12 protein-coding genes and 1 pseudogene are annotated in these 16735 nt (G+C 55.4%); 6 read left to right on the top strand and 7 right to left on the bottom strand.

Going from position 1 to position 16735, the window contains the following annotated elements:
* Positions 1-102 precede the first annotated feature (102 nt).
* The 6 genes from ASC85_RS00985 to nosR all read right to left on the bottom strand — a co-directional run bounded on the left by ASC85_RS00985 (position 103) and on the right by nosR (position 7904).
* The gene (locus ASC85_RS00985) at positions 103-612 is read right to left on the bottom strand and encodes a nitrous oxide reductase accessory protein NosL (RefSeq protein ID WP_057447879.1); all 510 of its coding nucleotides are present in this window, start codon (positions 610-612) and stop codon (positions 103-105) included.
* A gap of 24 nt (positions 613-636) precedes the next feature.
* On the bottom strand, positions 637-1467 hold the full coding sequence (locus ASC85_RS00980; protein WP_057447878.1) for an ABC transporter permease: 831 nt from the start codon (positions 1465-1467) through the stop codon (positions 637-639).
* A complete protein-coding gene (locus tag ASC85_RS00975; protein ID WP_013692876.1) occupies positions 1464-2387 on the bottom strand; it encodes an ABC transporter ATP-binding protein in 924 nt (307 codons plus the stop codon). Before ASC85_RS00975 ends, ASC85_RS00980 begins: the two co-directional genes overlap by 4 nt.
* Positions 2384-3625: a nitrous oxide reductase family maturation protein NosD gene (locus ASC85_RS00970; RefSeq protein WP_156395608.1), complete on the bottom strand. Its 1242-nt coding sequence runs from the start codon at positions 3623-3625 to the stop codon at positions 2384-2386. The genes ASC85_RS00975 and ASC85_RS00970 overlap by 4 nt, the downstream gene beginning before the upstream one ends.
* 86 nt (positions 3626-3711) lie before the next feature.
* Positions 3712-5649: a TAT-dependent nitrous-oxide reductase gene (gene nosZ, locus ASC85_RS00965; RefSeq protein ID WP_057447876.1), complete on the bottom strand. Its 1938-nt coding sequence runs from the start codon at positions 5647-5649 to the stop codon at positions 3712-3714.
* Positions 5650-5714: 65 nt separating this feature from the next.
* Positions 5715-7904 carry a transcriptional regulator NosR gene (gene nosR, locus ASC85_RS00960; protein ID WP_057447875.1) on the bottom strand — a complete coding sequence of 730 codons (2190 nt, stop codon included), beginning with the start codon at positions 7902-7904 and terminating at the stop codon, positions 5715-5717.
* Positions 7905-9724: 1820 nt separating this feature from the next.
* Between nosR and ASC85_RS00955 the strand changes: the two genes are divergently transcribed.
* The 4 genes from ASC85_RS00955 to ASC85_RS00940 are packed head-to-tail and all read left to right on the top strand — an operon-like array spanning position 9725 to position 14817.
* A complete protein-coding gene (locus ASC85_RS00955) occupies positions 9725-10582 on the top strand; it encodes a c-type cytochrome (protein ID WP_057447874.1) in 858 nt (285 codons plus the stop codon).
* A 15-nt stretch (positions 10583-10597) separates the two neighbouring features.
* On the top strand, positions 10598-11965 hold the full coding sequence (locus tag ASC85_RS00950; RefSeq protein WP_013692871.1) for a cbb3-type cytochrome c oxidase subunit I: 1368 nt from the start codon (positions 10598-10600) through the stop codon (positions 11963-11965).
* Positions 11966-11979: 14 nt separating this feature from the next.
* Positions 11980-12795: a CbbQ/NirQ/NorQ/GpvN family protein gene (locus tag ASC85_RS00945; protein WP_013692870.1), complete on the top strand. Its 816-nt coding sequence runs from the start codon at positions 11980-11982 to the stop codon at positions 12793-12795.
* A complete protein-coding gene (locus ASC85_RS00940; RefSeq protein ID WP_057447873.1) occupies positions 12796-14817 on the top strand; it encodes a nitric oxide reductase activation protein NorD in 2022 nt (673 codons plus the stop codon).
* 189 nt (positions 14818-15006) lie between these two features.
* Here ASC85_RS00940 and ASC85_RS00935 read toward each other — a convergent pair whose 3' ends face one another.
* The gene (locus ASC85_RS00935; protein WP_013692868.1) at positions 15007-15363 is read right to left on the bottom strand and encodes a hypothetical protein; all 357 of its coding nucleotides are present in this window, start codon (positions 15361-15363) and stop codon (positions 15007-15009) included.
* Between the two features lie 29 nt (positions 15364-15392).
* Here ASC85_RS00935 and ASC85_RS00930 point away from each other — a divergent pair, with 29 nt between their 5' ends.
* Both ASC85_RS00930 and ASC85_RS33480 read left to right on the top strand, forming a co-directional pair.
* Positions 15393-15656 carry a hypothetical protein gene (locus ASC85_RS00930; RefSeq protein ID WP_041931148.1) on the top strand — a complete coding sequence of 88 codons (264 nt, stop codon included), beginning with the start codon at positions 15393-15395 and terminating at the stop codon, positions 15654-15656.
* A 208-nt stretch (positions 15657-15864) separates the two neighbouring features.
* Positions 15865-15984 (top strand): annotated as a pseudogene (locus ASC85_RS33480) (type II toxin-antitoxin system RelE/ParE family toxin); the annotation flags it as partial.
* Positions 15985-16735 lie beyond the last annotated feature (751 nt).

Here is a 16735-nt window from a genome sequence, read left to right as displayed (position 1 = left end):
CGCAATCCGACCGCCAATAAAATCGCAGAAGTGGGTCCAGCTCTCTTCTGCGAGTCGGTTCGGTAAGTTCCTCAGACAGCCCTACTCAGGGAAGCGGCTCAGTTACAGCGCAGGCGTTTGCTGTAAAAGCGTTAAATCGATGTCTTCAAATCGCAATACTCTGCCATCCTGATCGCTGGCCAGCTTGCGCGCGGCGGCCTCCTCGGAAAATGACGCCAGGACCACACCCATGGAACCTTTGAGCCGGGTCCCGACGACATAGTAGGCTTGGGTGGCATCGATCAAGTAATGGTCGTCGGGCTTCTCCCAAGTACTTTTGCCCATGTCGTGCACATACAGTTTCGCCTCAGTGAGGTGATTCTCTGGCTGAAGCCACCAGCCAAGCATTTCTGCGGTGGAACAGAACTTCTTGACTGAACCTTTTGCCACGACTTCACCCTTGGGGCCCGGGAAGTCGGCGATCACCATGCCGCAGACATGACACTCGTCGCTCTGATGGAAAGCCACCGGCGCAAGGGTTTGCTTTTCTTCTGTGCGATCATTACAAGCCGCCAACCCCAAACAGATAATGATGACCAGGGCACGGGCTCCGATCAGGTACAGAGTGTTCATCGCAATAGCCTCGAGCGTAATGAATCAAGTCAGCCGACGGCGAAACATCCAATAAGCCAACAACAGCAAAGCGCCAACCCAGAGCAGCAGGCATAGCCAGAGCAGCGAAATCGACACAGGTAAATCACTGCTCAATGCCATGAGGCCGATGGCATTACCGCTGCCCTCGAAACCAGAGAGATTGATCAGGCGATAGATATCAGTCGGGTTGAGCAGCAGAAGCCACGGTAAGAGGTCCGGGTTGAACCGGCCCTTGCTGAGCACCAGCAACGCCAACAGCGCCAGGTCGAATACCAATACGAAGAGAAACCACACGCCCAACGCCATCCCGGCGGCGCTGGATTTCTCGCCGGCCTTGCTGCTCAAGACATAAGCCAGCGCCAGGAAGACCCAACCCAGCAGCGTGGAAGACACCATGAAGCGACCGAACGCCCAGAGCAGCAGCCCCAACTCGACGTCATCGACCAGCAAGGCGATGGCCACCGCGGCGCAACCAAATCCAATCAAGGTGGCCAAGGCCAGAATCAGTCCATGACCGACAAACTTGCCCAACAGGATCTGGCCACGACCCAACGGGTAGGTCAACAGCAGCATCAGCGTGCCGCCCTCCTCCTCCCCGACGATGGCATCGTAGGCCAGCAGTAGCGCTATCAGTGGCATCAGAAACGTCGCCAGGCTGGCGAGGCTGGCGATGGTCGCCGGGATCGAGGTGAAACCCACTTGCCCGGATGCCGCCGCGCCAAGCCAGGCGATTCCCACCGCCAGAACGGCGAACAACAGACTGATTGCCAGCAGCCAGCGGTTACGCAGGCCGTCGCTGAACTCCTTGGCGGCGATACTCCAAATCTGCGTCATGAATGAGTGCCTTCAGTGGCGGCGCTTGCATGACTCATGTAATAGCCGTAAAGGTCCTCAAGGGACGGTTGTAGGATGTCGATATCCTGCGGTGGGTCCTCGTGAAACAACTGGCGCAGCAGATCGACTTTGTGACCGTTGATCGCCATCACCTCGACTCCGTTGCCCTCCATCGCACTAGCGATGTGTCCAGCGGCCTTCCACCGCTGCAGCCACTGCTCGCGTTGGGCCAGCCCACTGACGCGAATACGCGCCGGCAAGTCAGCCTCCTCACGCAGGCTGGCCAGACTGCCGATCGCCCGCAAGCAGCCATTGGCCAGGATGGCCGCACGATTGATATGCGCTTCGACCCCCGCCAACACATGGGAACAGAGGATGATGCTGGCGCCCCGCTGACGCAGACGGTCGATCAACACGTAAAGTTCTTGGGTGGCGATAGGGTCAAGACCCACCGTGGGTTCGTCCAACAGCAACAGGCGAGGTTCACCGAGCACCGCCTGGGCGAGCCCCAGACGCTGGCGCATGCCTTTGGAGTAGGTTTTCACCCGCCGGTCTGCGGCGTCGGCGAGACCGACCTGCTCCAGTAGCTCGTCCACTTGTGTCAACGCGGCGCCTTTGAGGCGGGCGAAATAGCGCAGGGTCTCGCGACCACTGAGTTGTGGGTAGAACGTCACATTTTCCGGCAGGTACCCCAACTGGCGACGCACCTCGGCTTGTGCAGGGCGGCAACCGAGTACATGCACCTGACCGGTACTGGCCTTGAGCAGTCCCAGGATCAGCTTCATCACCGTGGTCTTGCCGGCTCCGTTATGGCCGAACAAGCCCAGCACCTCACCTTCGCCCAGACTCAGGGTCAAGTCGCGCAGCACGGTCATGCTGCCGTAGCGCTGGCTGACCCCTTCAATGTCGACTGCGTTCATAAGTTCGGCTGCTGTGTCTGGGGCATGGTCGGAAGATTCATCAACGGATAGCTGTCCTTGACCCCCGGCGACTTGGTCACCGGGAAACTTTGCTGCACCCAGCGCAGTAGTTGAATGCTCGGGCTATTCATCAACAGACGGACCTGCGGGTACAACCAGAGCAGGCGGTCAACATTGTCATTGGGCTCATAGATCACGTCGCCAATCCCATCGTTATTGCGATCCCAGCCCAGGTAATCACTCCAGTAATTACCGTGACCGTCGGCCGACCACTCCTGCGTGCGGGTGGCGACGTATTTGACCTGCTGCTGGTTGTCGACGAAGGCGTTGTCGGCAATACGGTTGTCTTCGGAGCCAGCAGTGAGGTGAATACCCACGGCGCTGCGCTCGAAATGGTTGTGTTCGATGACATTGAACAGCGAGTTGTAGATGAACAGCGCCTTGCCCTCGGCACCGCTGACCATACCGCCGTCGGCGGAGCCGCTGCGCACGTCGCTGACGAAGTTGTCGCGCAACTCGGAATAGGTGATGTAGTTCATCAGGATGCCATAGTTCTCGTCCTGCTCGGAACGGTTACCAATCACCATCAGCTTGCGGCTCTGCATCAAGGCATAACCGGTGCGTGTCCGGCGGGTGGTGTTGCCGAGCAACTGGTTGTCGTTGGCGTACATGTAGTGCACGCCATAGCGCAGGTCTTCCAAAGTATTGCCCTGCAGCAGGTTGCCGTTCGAGGTATCGATGTAGATCCCGTCCCGGGTCTGTCGCACGTGATTACCGATAACCTTGGCGCCGTGCACGGCATACAGATGAATCCCATTGCCGCGGTCTTGGGAGCGAATGCTCGGGTCGCCTTCAATATCGTTGTCAATCAGGCTGACGTCATGTGCCCTATCCACCCATATACCAAATCCCGGCCCGTTCATTGTATTGTTGCGTATCATCGCACCTGTCGCTTGAGGGTCGATGAAAATCGCAGCGTTCATCGCTGTCATGTCGCGCCCCCAGTTGAGCAAAGTACAGCCTTCGACGCGCACATCGGGCGCACTGATAAAAAGCACGTTCCCAGCACCTTCAGCGTCAAAGACCGCACCTTTATCACAAACTATCTGCATAGATTGCTCAATAGTAAATTGGCCTTTGTACTCTCCTAAAGGAAGTCTCCAGCGGTTGGCGCCCTCTGCATGCATTAACAATTCAGTGATGGGCCGAGGCGACGAATATGCGAGGGACGTTAACATCAATGAAAATAGAGTTAACGCCCATCGCTTCTTGAACGAGAGATGCCTAGACACTGCATTTTCCTTCTTGGCAGCGCGGGGGCCCGTTAAACTCGCTCGACTTTCATACGCCCAACCATTTCCATGTGCAGTGCATGACAGAACCAACTGCAGTAGTACCAATGCAGACCGGGCTTGTCAGCAATGAAAGTTATCGAGGATGTTTGTTGCGGGCTAATCTCCATACTTACACCATGATTAGTCATGACAAAGCCGTGAGAGACATCCTCAATCTTATCGACATTAGTTATCGTCACAGTAACCTCATCGCCTTGTTTTACGGTAAATTCTTGCATTCCATAGGCAGGGGCCATAGAAGTCATATAGACACGAACTTTCGTGCCCTCTCGGACAACCTTGTTATCAGTCTCCAGTTTAATTCCGTCCTTCGCAGCGATAGCCACGGTTTCTGCAAAAAACGGATCGTTGCGGTCCCAGATCTTTTTTGTCCTGATCTGGTCTCTACGGGCCATGACGCAGTCATGTGGTTCGGCGAAGGCCGGGCCGTCGTGCACCAGCTTCATCTCCTCGCCGGAAATATCGATCAACTGGTCGTTTTCCGGGTGCAGCGGACCGGTCGACAGGAAGCGATCCTTGGAAAACTTGCTGAGCACCACCAGCCACTGGCCGTCGGCATCACGGGTTTCGGTCAGTGACGCATGGTTGTGCCCGGGTTGGTACTGCACATCGAGTTTCTGCTTGATGTAGTTGACCTTCTCGCCCTTGTAGGCGCGGATCGCCTCTTCCATGTTCCATTTCACTACCTGGCTATCGATAAACAAGGTGGTATAGGCGTTACCGCGGCCGTCGAAGGTGGTGTGCAACGGCCCCAGTCCCAGTTCAGGCTCACCGACTACCACGTCCCGTGGGTCTTTGAGCTTGTTATCAAATAAATCGTCGAGCTTGGCAGTTGCAATGATTGTGCATGTAGGCGAGAGCTTGCCGTTGGCGATGAAATATTTGCCGTCAGGCGAGGTATTGAGCCCATGAGGATTTTTCGGCACAGGGATATAGCGGGTAAATTCAGAATCCTTGCCGTCGCTTTTGCGCCCATCCACCACAGGGACCTTAGAACCGTCCAGGGTGATGAACTTGCCGGCCTTGATCGCCGCTTCGATGCGAGGGATGTTGAACACCACCACCCAGTCGCGCTCGTTGCGCATCATACCGCCCAGGTCGTAGGCCTTCTCGGAGTTGTAGCAGGTGCTGGCGGCGTATTTGCCGGTGTAGTCAGCGTCGGTGTTGTCCAGGTTGCCGTCGACGATCACCTGGAAGGCCATCTCCATTTTCTCGGCATCGACAGCGTTGAACATTGTGAAGCTGTTCTTATCCTGCAAGTCGAAGGTGCTACCGTCGTTGGGATGCGGAATAACGAACTCAGCGTTGGCGAACACATACTGAGTATGGGGCACCTTTTGCAGCCGTAGGCCATGGATCGCCTGTACGTTGGGCACAGTAAGCATCTTGTCGCACTTCATAATGTCTAGGCGAATGCGCGCGATCCGGGAGTTGGCCTTGTCATTGATGAACAGGTACTTGCCGTCGTACTTACCGTCAGTCATGGACAAGTGTGGATGGTGGCAATCGCCATTCATGAATCTTGCGCTATCACCCAGTATCCGCTTGCTTTCGTTGGTCAGCCCCCAACCGGTGGCAGAGTCGACGTTGAATACCGGTATGCGTAACAACTCGCGCATCGATGGAACCCCCATGATCCGCACTTCGCCCTGATGGCCGCCGCTCCAGAAACCGTAATACTGGTCCAGTTCACCCGGCGCCACGTGAATTTTCGATTTCGCATCCTTAGCCGCAGCCGCCCAGGATTCGCGGGTGAAGACCACGCTGCCAAGTGCCGATGCACCGGCTAGCGAAGCGCTGGCAAGCGCACTGGTACCGAGAAAACCGCGACGGCTAAGGCCGGGCGATTTAAATTCCTGCGTTGCCTCCTTAGGTTCATGATCAGCATTCGTTTTGTTGTCAGTCATGGTTGCTGCTCCATTGGATGCGGGTGAAAAAACAAGAATCGCAATGTTTCGTCCAGCTTAGATATTCATGGCTTGAATACCTGCACCACCGGAATCAACTCAGTGTGTTCTGGCACCGGCGCCGGTTTGTCCCGCGTCTTGCGCTTATTCTTGAGCACCAACGGCGGGCATTTGTTTTCGTTGTGGTAAGTCATCTGGCAATCCAGACAGTAATGACACTCGTTGACGTTGATATGACCGTCCGGGTGGATCGCTTGGATTTCACATTCCTTGGCGCATAGTTGGCAGGGCGAGCCACATTCCTTGCGTCGTTTAAGCCAGTCGAACAGACGCAGCTTGCTAGGAATAGCCAATGCAGCGCCCAATGGGCAGACGTAGCGGCAATAGACCTTGCGGGTAAAAATGTTGATGATCAGCAGCGCCACGGCGTAAGCCACAAACCACCATTGGCGGTCGAATTTCAGGGTAATGGCGGTCTTGAACGGCTCCACCTCGGCAAATTGCTCGGCGGTACTCATCGACTCAAGCGAGATGCCGAACAGCACTAATAAAATGATGTACTTCACAGCCCATAGGCGTTCATGTAACGCAAAAGGCGGCTCATATTGGGGTATCTTCAGCTTGCGTGAGGCTTCGTTGATCAACTCCTGCAATGCGCCGAAGGGACACAGCCAACCACAGAAGACACCTCTTCCCCATAGCAAAATACTGGCGGCGGTGAAGGTCCAAAGAATGAACACTATCGGGTCGGTAAGAAACAGTTCCCAACGGAAGTTCTCGAACAGGGCATGGGCGAAGGTCAGTACATTAACCACTGAAATCTGCCCCAGCGCATACCACCCGATGAACACGACGGTAAACATCAGGTAAGCGCGACGTAACCAGTGGAGAAAACGCGGGTACTTGGTGAAGGTATCTTGCAGGAACAAGATAATCATCAATACAGCCAGAGCCGTGCAAAGAACCCCGATCTGAAAGGCTTTCTGATACCAGATATTGACCCATGTCGGTCTATTGGCAACCTCGATAGCTTCCAGCTCTTGAGCGGTGGGTGGCGGACGCAAAAGATATTGTTCAGGCAATTGGTAAGGCAGCTCGAAGCTGCTGAAGGTGCCACCGACAGCGCCGGTCTGACGGCGCACCAGCAACTCCAAGGTCCAGGGCGATCCTGGATCGAACCGGACGGGCTCACGAACAACGAAAATGGACATTTCATTGAACTCGGGCATGCCCGTTGCGAACACGTCGGACAAACGTTGATGGTCCATGTCGCGAAAGCTGATGATGTTGCCGAACTGACGCAATTGCACCCTATCGAAAATCCCTCCTCGCACATAACCGGAGCCCTTGTAGGAATAGAGGCCACGACCCAGCACTACGATGGCGTGCTCACCTGGCTTGAGGTCCTGCATCAAGAAGCGATATTGATTATCGCCCAGCAGGTTTCGACCAATGGTGGGTGGGTTTAGATCAGCGGTGTATAGTTCTATGAAAGTATCGTCTTCCTGTCCGGGCGGAGCATTGTCAACCCCCTCGGCCTCAGTACCCTTGAATGCAGCGTCGACTTGACCGCGGGTTAGGCTTAACCGGCGGATTGCGCCGTTGCCGGTCAGTTGCTCCCAGGTGGCAGGCTCAAAAAAATCTTCACGCACGGCGGCAGGTTTCTGCTTAACGCCGCTGTTGTCCTCGATCAGTTGCAACGACACCGCCACTTTATGTGCCGCGCGCATGATGATTTCATTCACCACCATGGCGGTTACTGTGGCTCCGGCTATCCCGTCAACTGTCACCGTCTCTGGATCGCTGGAACGACCCACGACTACCCGTCGATCAGCTTTGATGCCCTTGTATTTATCGTCAAATGCGTGGAGCTTCTCCACTGGAATTCCGATTAACAGAATTGGTTCATGGTGCTCCAATACATATGCATCCAGTATTACGCCTTGAGTGTCAAGAATGACCTGCATATTAATGGGTTTACCCGAATATGCGGGTATATCTACGACATCCTGGCTTTGGAATACGTAACCTTTGATTTTTCCTTCAGACTTTACGACGCGCACCTTAAACTCATCCACCGGCGCGGAAATATCTACATTGCCTGCAAACACTTCGCTGATGCGCTGCTGCTCTATCCCACCGTAATCCTTTGCTTGCAAAGTAATAAAACTAATGACCAGCAATACGCCCACGAATAGCGCCAAGCGGCTGAAAAATAGGATAAATTGCGGATTGGAATTTTTATAATTTTCCATGTGACAATTGCGCCATCCGGTTTACTTTAGTAAAAAGCACGCTTTACAACCGAGTTCTTCCACTCTAACCCTGATTGACCCTAGACTAGATACGTGAACATTACAAGTTTGCAGCTTTACAAGCTAGAGATCTTGAGGACCGCGATTCACACATATAAAACCATTTATGATACAACGGGTTACCGATACTATAGATGCTCCGTCAAAAAAAGCATCCATTACACTCAGCGACCGCTTCTGCATGGCAACACGTGAACATTAAAATCAAGAACAAATTCGAATAACGCTTATCGCTTTTTTGACTAAGGCGAAAAATACCTCCGGCTTGTAGCCCGCTCCTCCGAGCCATAAGCCGCTTGACTTACCCGCCCAGGACATTTCGTGGATTAAAAGCGCTTGTGCCTAAGATACCGAATCAAGACCCATCTGACGATTAGAAAACAGCTCTTAGCCAGTCTAAGATCATAGTCGATGATGTTCGTAGAGAAACCAGACCGAAGCCATGCGCGCTGACCATGAGGTATTTTTTGTTGCATGGAAACTAACGACGCACTCACATACCGAACAACGTTCGAATTAACTGCACAGCCAAAGCTGCTGCCCATTTGGGGGGGTAACCTGAATCGTCAGGGTGAAGGGTAAGGCCGGTCTTTGGCGTAATGTAACCAGTCATTTCGCGCGCGACGGTAGGCTGTTGTCCGTCCCTCGGGCGAACAAAACAACAACCAGATTTTCCAGAGCAATCACACGAACCCGAAGATGAACCAACCCAGTATCCGGCAGTTCAGGAATCTCATAACCCCTGGTTGGGAACGCTTTTGCTGCGTCTTTGGCATTCCAGTTCTAAAACGCCATCCTGAGTTCTTGTGTAACCACCGACGAGTCGGTCTTGTCTTGAGGTATGAGTGTTCTCTGATCGGCTTTTTGATCCGCTCCAGCTACTTTAGGCAACAGTTCTGACTCGGGCAACAAAGCCTAATGAAGTGCGCCGAATACGGCAGGTAGATAGTTTGCAGCTTGGAAGTCGACGGTAGACTGAAGGGGTAAATACTTCCTCATTTAGCTTCTGTGACTGCCTGCGCACGTCTTTTATGCCATAACGACCTTTAGACTCGTCGAAATCGTAGGTTTACTCCGAAATCGACACTAGTAGGCGGCCACTACTGGCTCGCGCATTAGCAAGGTGCTGGCGTAACTACTGGTGGCCCCTGCCCGGGTGTAGCGTTCCCTGGAGCCATTGTCATGAAAGAGACCAGACATCGGCCACAAGATATCATAACGCCATCATACTGTTGCTCATGACTGAATACCATGCGCCTCCGCCCTCAATAGAGTTACGCTGATCATTGCTCCCCCCCCGATTGTTTAAATTTCTTCTGTGCGACCGGGACCATGAATGGTTAAGAGTTATTAAATTTCTTGACAGCCATACGAAGTCTACTACCCTTAAAAACATTCATTTGCACTACTTGGTCCATCGCATGCAAATATGCAGCGCTTGGTATCGGTAATAACTAGTAGCTGTTCTAGGCTAGTCGAATCCTGACCTCGTACAACTCGTCAATGCAGCAGAAGTCGAGGTCGCCTGAGCGTAAAACTGCTGTGCATGCGCCTAACGCTCCTCCTGTTGATTAATACCCAACCGACAAAGCGCTTTTCCGGGAATGTTACAACTGCACTTTCTACTCGGGAGACAGCCGTGCAAAAAGCTTTGAAGATAGTCAGCTATGCCGTGCTCGTGCTGATGGTCAGCGCGGTCGTTTATGCCAGCGTTATCGGCATCACCTATTGGACGGGTATCGGCGTCTAGGGAGTTCGCAATGAACAAACGCCAGACACGCTCATTCGCGCTGATATCGACGGCCATCGCTGCCGTTGTGTTTCTCGGCATGACGGTTGATAGTCACCGGCAGTTTCCAAAATTGACCAACGCTCAACAGATCACGCCAGAAGTCACTCGCGGCAAGGATGTATGGCATGAATACAATTGCATCAATTGCCATACGTTGTTTGGTGAAGGCGCGTATTACGCTCCAGACCTTACGAAAATCACCCAGCAACGCGGCACCCCATATCTCACCGCGTTCCTAAAAGACCCCTCAAAATTTTATGACGAGCAACGTCATCGCCGATTGATGCCGAACCTAAAACTCAACGACGAAGAAATCGCGGCGTTGATCGCCTTTATGGATTGGGTGAGCAAAGTCGACAATCAAGGCTGGCCACCGCGGCCGATCCTGGTCACCGGCACGTCGATTCCCGGCATGGACCTCACCGTTGCGCAACAGAACGTCGCCAGTGGCAACCAGCCACCAGCCGCACGCCCGGTGTCCGGCAAGGAAGACCCTATCGCCTTGGGCGAGGCGCTGTTTCGAACCACTGCCGCACCGGTATGCAGCGCTTGTCATTCGATTGCACCGGGGGTCAATCTCGCCGGACCAACATTGGCCGGGTTGGCTGCTCGGGCCAAACAGGTCATTGCCTCGCCTGACTACAAGGGCAAGGCCAAGGACGTCGAAGGCTTCATCCGCGAGTCCATCGTCACGCCAAGCGCCTACCTGCATCCGGGCGACATGTATTCCGCCAATGGCATGTCTTTCATGCCGGACACCTTCGCCAAATCGCTAACACCCGAACAGATCGATCAACTGGTCGCCTATCTGGCGTCGTTCCAGTAATCAAAGGGGATGACCATGCGTTACAGATCTCAATCCGTCGCTTACTGGTACTTCGCCGTCGCCATGGCGCTATTCGGTCTGCAACTGGTATTCGGCTTGCTCTCGGCGGCCAAATACCTCGGACCGGATCCCCTGCTGGACGTGTTGCCCTTTGATGTCACCAAGGCGATACACACCAATCTGTTGATCGTCTGGGTGCTGACCGGGTTCATGGGGGCAACCTACTGGATGGTGCCGGACGAGTCCCGTGGCGAGTTGCACAGCACCAAACTGGCGTATATCCAGCTCGGGTTGTGGACGGCCATGGGCGTCACCGCCGTGCTGGGCTATCTGTTCGGTTATGGCACCGGGAACAAATTGCTCGAACAACCGCTGCCGCACAAGATCGTGATCGTGATCTGCATGCTGATGTTTCTCTACAACATCGGCATGACCATCAAGAAAGCCGGGCGCTTCACTGCCACCGAAGGCGTTCTTTTGTTGGGGCTGGCCAGTGCCGCCGTGCTTTATCTGCCGGCGCTGCTGCACTATGAAAACTACGTGGTATCGATCTACTACCGCTGGTGGACGATTCACCTGTGGGTCGAAGGTGTCTGGGAAATGATCCAGGGCGGCTTTCTGGCCTATCTGCTGATCAGACTGTCCGGTGCTGATCGCGAGGTCATGGAGAAGTGGCTGTACGTGATTGTCGGCCTGGTTTTCATTGCCGGTATCCTTGGCACCGCCCACCATTATTACTGGATCGGCGTCCCCCATTACTGGCTTCCATTGGGCGGTTTCTTCAGTGCACTTGAGCCTATGGCGCTGGTCGGTATGGCGATCTACGCCTACAACGCCATGCGCCGCTCCGGCCTCTCTCATCCCAACAAACTGGCCTTGCACTGGACCATGGGCAGCGCCCTGTTCACCATGTTTGGCGCTGGCCTCCTCGGTCTGGCTCATACCTTCCCCGACGTCAACAAATGGACCCATGGCACCCTGATTACCGCAATGCACGGCCATGCGGCCTTCTATGGGGCCTATGCCATGATAGTCCTGGCGATGATCACCTACGCACTTCCAGGCATGACCCGTCGTCCCGTGGAAGAAAGCAGTATCGGTTATTGGGCATTTTGGCTGCAGTTGGGAGGGATGTTCGGCATGACCCTGTCATTTGCCACTGCGGGCATTGCTCAGGTGTACCTGGAACGCATTCTCGGCATGGGCTATCTGGATGTGCAGTTGAAGATTCAGGTGCATTTCCTGATGCTGGTGGCGACGGCGTCGATGTTCAGCCTGGGTGTCGGGCTGTTTATCTTCGATTTTTTCCGCCATGCGCCGCAATTCAATGTCGATGAAGCCGATCCGGTTCTGGTGCCTCGTGCATCGGGCGCAGCGTTGTAATGGATCGTTCGCGAATGCAGCAGAACCTGTCGGCCGCAGAATCCACGCCGCAGCAAGGTGAACCCTATTACCAGCCCAGCGGCGACGAGGTGGCGATCTTCGATCAATGCCATGCACAGCAGCTGGCTGTCATGCTCAAAGGACCCACCGGGTGTGGCAAGACCCGTTTTGTCGAACACATGGCCTGGCGTCTCAAGCGCCCGCTGATCACTATTTCCTGCCATGACGACTTGAGTGCCAGCGACCTGGTCGGGCGCTTCCTGATCGGTCACCAAGGTACCCACTGGACGGAAGGCCCGCTGACCCGGGCGGTGCGCGAAGGCGCTATCTGTTACCTGGATGAGGTGGTCGAAGCGCGGCAAGACACCATTGTCGTCCTGCACCCGCTGACCGACCACCGACGCATTCTACCCCTGGACAAAATCGGCGAAATCGTTGAAGCCTCGCCACACTTTCAATTGGTGGTGTCCTACAACCCCGGCTACCAACGAATACTCAAGGATTTGAAGCCGAGCACTCGACAGCGCTTTGTGGCGCTGGATTTCGATTTCCCGCCGGCCGAGCGCGAAATCGCCATTGTCATCCATGAAGGTGGAACCGACTACGCCATCGCCCACGCGCTGGTCACCCTCGCCCAGCGACTACGCGCCCTGCAGGACCGGGGCCTGGCGGAAGTCCCCAGTACCCGTCTGTTGATTGCCACTGCGCGACTGATTACCAGCGGCATTGCTGCGCCCATCGCCTGTCGGGTCGCGTTGATCTCGCCGCTGTCCGACGACGCGGTACTGGTCGCTGCCATGCGCGACCTTGTCGACCTGACATTTATCTAAATGGCCGAAGCCGAGGACCTCATTACCGATGTTGCACGCCACGCGACGGTGTATGCACAGGCATTGTGGCGTCGTCACCGCCCCCCCTCGGAAACTGAAAAAATCGTCACCCTCGGGGATGTCGCACAACACCTCGACTTGCTGATCAAGGCAGTGTTCAACACCCACTATTCGCTGCGCGTCGCGCAACCGCCCTCGCCCCCTACGCTGTTGAAGAAACTTTTTGTGCGTCACGAAAAGCCGTGTCAGCAAAGCGCCGTCCCAGCGACCGATGGCGTGACTATATGGCTACCGCAGGATTTGGGAAGCAGCGAGAATCCGCCCACCCTGAAGCGTTATAGAGCCCTGGCCTTGCAACAAGCGATGCGCGCCCAACGAGGCAGTGCAAACGCCCTGTCAGCCCTCGACAACCCGATGCAGCGCAGCGTCTATCTACTTCTCGAAGCTTGGGCGGCTGATGCGGATTTGATACGCCTGTTGCCGGGATTGGCGCCCTCGATCCATGACTTGCGCCAGCATGCCCTGGCGACCCGCCCGCCGCTTCACACCTTTCCCAGCCAGCGACAACCCCTGGAAAACTTCCTGCGTTTACTGCTGAACAATGAATGCGGCGCGCCTCTGGAAGAGTTGGCGACCCCCACCCACACCGCCGATTCGCTGCAACTGTCGGAAGCACTCGCGCAACGTCTCCTCCTCTGCGAAGAATCTCACGGGCTCGGCGCAGACAGGCTTCTCCTTGATGCCTGGACCGGCGACCTGCGCGAGCCGTCGGCGGGTCAGGAAGTCTCGCCCCCGCCCGGTGAAGTCGACACCGACGATGCCCTGCCACGCAGTGCCCGCCTCACACGTCAGCCCACTGCGCGCGAGGCCTGTGCCGATGAGGACGACGATCAGGAACAAGGCCTATGGATGGTGCAACCCGCCGAACCGCTGGAAAAAGCCGAAGACCCCATGGGCATGCAGCGCCCGACCGACCGGGATACCGATACCCCTGCGGCTGATTTCGCTGAGTCTTTGTCCGAACTCAACGAAGCCCGGCTGGTGGTGACGGCAGGTCGCCCGAAAGAAGTGCTGCTGTCCCTCGACCCGCCACGGACTCGATTTCAGCACCGTGCACAGGACCTCGCAACCCACGCGATCAGCTATCCCGAATGGGATTATCACCACCAGGTGTACCGTGATCCGGGGGCGACCCTGCAACTGTGTCCTGTTCGGGAAGGCCCGCAGCAATGGGTCGAGCGAACCCTTGATGCTCATCGTCCGGTGCTGGATGCCATCCGTCGGCAATTCGAAAGTCTGCGGGCCCAACGCGTCAGGCTACGCAAACAATGGGACGGCGACGAAATCGATCTGGAAGCGTATATCGACGCTTGCGCCGAGGCCCGCGCTGGCCTGAGCATGCCGCAGGCGCTGTATCAGACCCAGCGTCGTGGCCGTCGCGACATGGCGATCATGTTGCTGATCGACGTCAGCGGTTCCACCGACAGCTGGCTGTCCTGCCATCGTCGGGTCATTGATGTCGAGCGCGAAGCGTTGCTGCTGGTCTGCCTGGCGCTAGAGAGCCTGGGCGAGCCCTATAGTGTGATGGCGTTTTCCGGCGAAGGGCCGCAGCGGGTCACGATCCGAACTCTGAAAGCCTTCGATGAGCTTTACAGCCTTGAAGTCGGTCGGCGCATCGCGGCTCTCGAACCGGAACGCTACACCCGGGCCGGCGCCGCCCTGCGCCACGCCAGCACGTTGCTGATGCGCGAAGCTGCCACGCACCGTCTGTTATTGCTGATCTCCGATGGCAAGCCCAACGATGTTGACCAGTATGAAGGCCGCTACGGCGTCGAAGACATGCGTCAGGCCGTAACCGAAGCCAAGCTCCAAGGCATCTATCCCTTCTGTTTGACTATCGATCGCCAGGCGGCGAACTACCTGCCAGCGGTATTCGGCTCGCGGCAATATGCCTTGTTGCACAGACCCGAGTTGCTACCCAGTGTGCTGCTGGACTGGATCAAACGACTGGTATCAGCGTGAACGAGAGACGCCCGCCAAGGTTTTTTCATGGCAGGCGATTTTCGGCTCATGACTGAGTTTCCCGTCAGTGGGGAGATGACTTCATGACTGCGCCTTTTCCTGATTCCATTGGTGACGCACACAATAGCTTCTAAACCTAATCTTTGAATGCAGGGCAAGCTTTGTCGCACAGGCCAGGCCGCTCAGTGCTCATATTTCCGACAGCTTTCGAAATCTCACTGCACGGTCGACGCTGTTGACCATTTGGGATGCGGCATGAATCGTCAAAGGGTGCTGGGTAAAACCCGGTCTAGGCCTAATGTAGCCAGCCATTTCCCGGGCGACCGTAAGCTGTTGATCCGTCCCTTGGGCGAGCAACGCGATAACCAGATTTTCCAGAGCAATCACACGAACACGAAGGTGAACCAACTCGGTATTTGATAATTCGGGAAGCTCATGAGTGCCTTGGGTGGGAAAAGCTTTTGATGTGTCTTCAGTGTCCCATCTCGAAAGCGTCATCTGAAGTTGTTGTGCAACAACCGACGATGGGGTCTTGTTTTTAGGCATAGAAGGGTTCTCCAAAGAGAAGGTGAATTGTGGAAGTTAAAGCCATCACCAGCTTTTTGAACCATTTTCAGCAACACGCCGAGCAACAACTGGGGTCTGGGCAAAGGCGTACTGACGCGCGCCGAATACCGCTAGGAGATAGCTTGCTGCCCGCCTGTCGATCGATAGTCAAAACAGAAGGAATAGATGCCTTGGAGCTTGGCTTCGGTTACGGCCTGGCTCATGTCTTCTACACCATAACGACCCTTATGCTGATCGATATCATTAGGTTTGCCATCGGAAATCAACAATAGCAGACTATGACTGCTCACTTCGCGCATCGTAAGGTGCTGGCGTGGCTTATGGCGAACCCTGCCCCGGTGTAGCGTTCCGGTTCGAGTGCGGCAATGCGCAGTCCGACATCGTTGCCAGCCGCGAATGCTTGAGGCGCTGGTAGTGAGTTCCGCCGGGGAGCGCCTGCCGACGATCTGAACAGAATCATCAACATCAGGTAAATGGTGTGGGACGGTCAAGTGCCCACGCCATAACGAGTTCTATCGTGTGGCAAACGACGACGTGATCGAAGTCGTCCGACTCCTGCATGACGCCCTAGAAGTGCAACTGCACCTGACCAACGACTGAACACGGACCTGGCTCAAGGGGTTAACTGGCCATGAACAGCGAAAGTCAGCCCCCTCTACATCTGAACCTGAGCGCCTAGCTGTCAGTCGACGGGGCAGTCAATTGAAGCGGGAGGTTCTGGGTCCGACCGGATGTTTGAGGCCCGCAACCAGAAACAATATGCTCAACTTGCATACCACTTTCAATGCTGAGCAACCGCTTTTTAGGCATTTTTCATGACCAGGAGCCTAACGATCAGCACCCTGGCAACATCACACAGAACGGGTGCATCCCAAGACCAATTTCAGGATAGGTACTAAGCGAAATACGAGGCTGCTTGTCCGCCCGAAAAAGCGGAGTGCAAGTCTTAGTAGCCTTCGTATTCACGAAAAGCGCGAGACCATCTACGTCAGGAAAGGAGTAGTTTTGGGCGCGATATATGGCGTGCCGGATCGCCGCAATCAAGCATCAAGAAGACCCAAATCCACGCCGCATCAGTTCCCTCCACCCGTGGACAAACAGTAGGGAAGTGTCCACTCCGGACAGCTAGACGGTGCTTATGATGGGATGACGACGTTTTGTATATCCGGAAAAACGTCAGGAGACAGAACCGACATGGGGCTTGTCGCATAGTTAGGCAAGCCGCCCGCATCACCACGAGTCGCTGCTAATGTTGGGACTGTGCTGGGGCACTGTTACTGGATCCCTGAAGCACCGAGTGTTCGTAGCTGACGAAAGCCACTTGTCAGATTTGATCGATTGGACAGGTTCT

The sequence above is a fragment of the Pseudomonas sp. Root401 genome (assembly GCF_001425105.1).
In the GTDB taxonomy this organism is placed as follows: Bacteria; Pseudomonadota; Gammaproteobacteria; order Pseudomonadales; family Pseudomonadaceae; genus Aquipseudomonas; species Aquipseudomonas brassicacearum.
The sequence above is the reverse complement of the archived record's forward strand: the minus strand, read 5'-3'. Positions and strand labels throughout refer to the sequence as shown.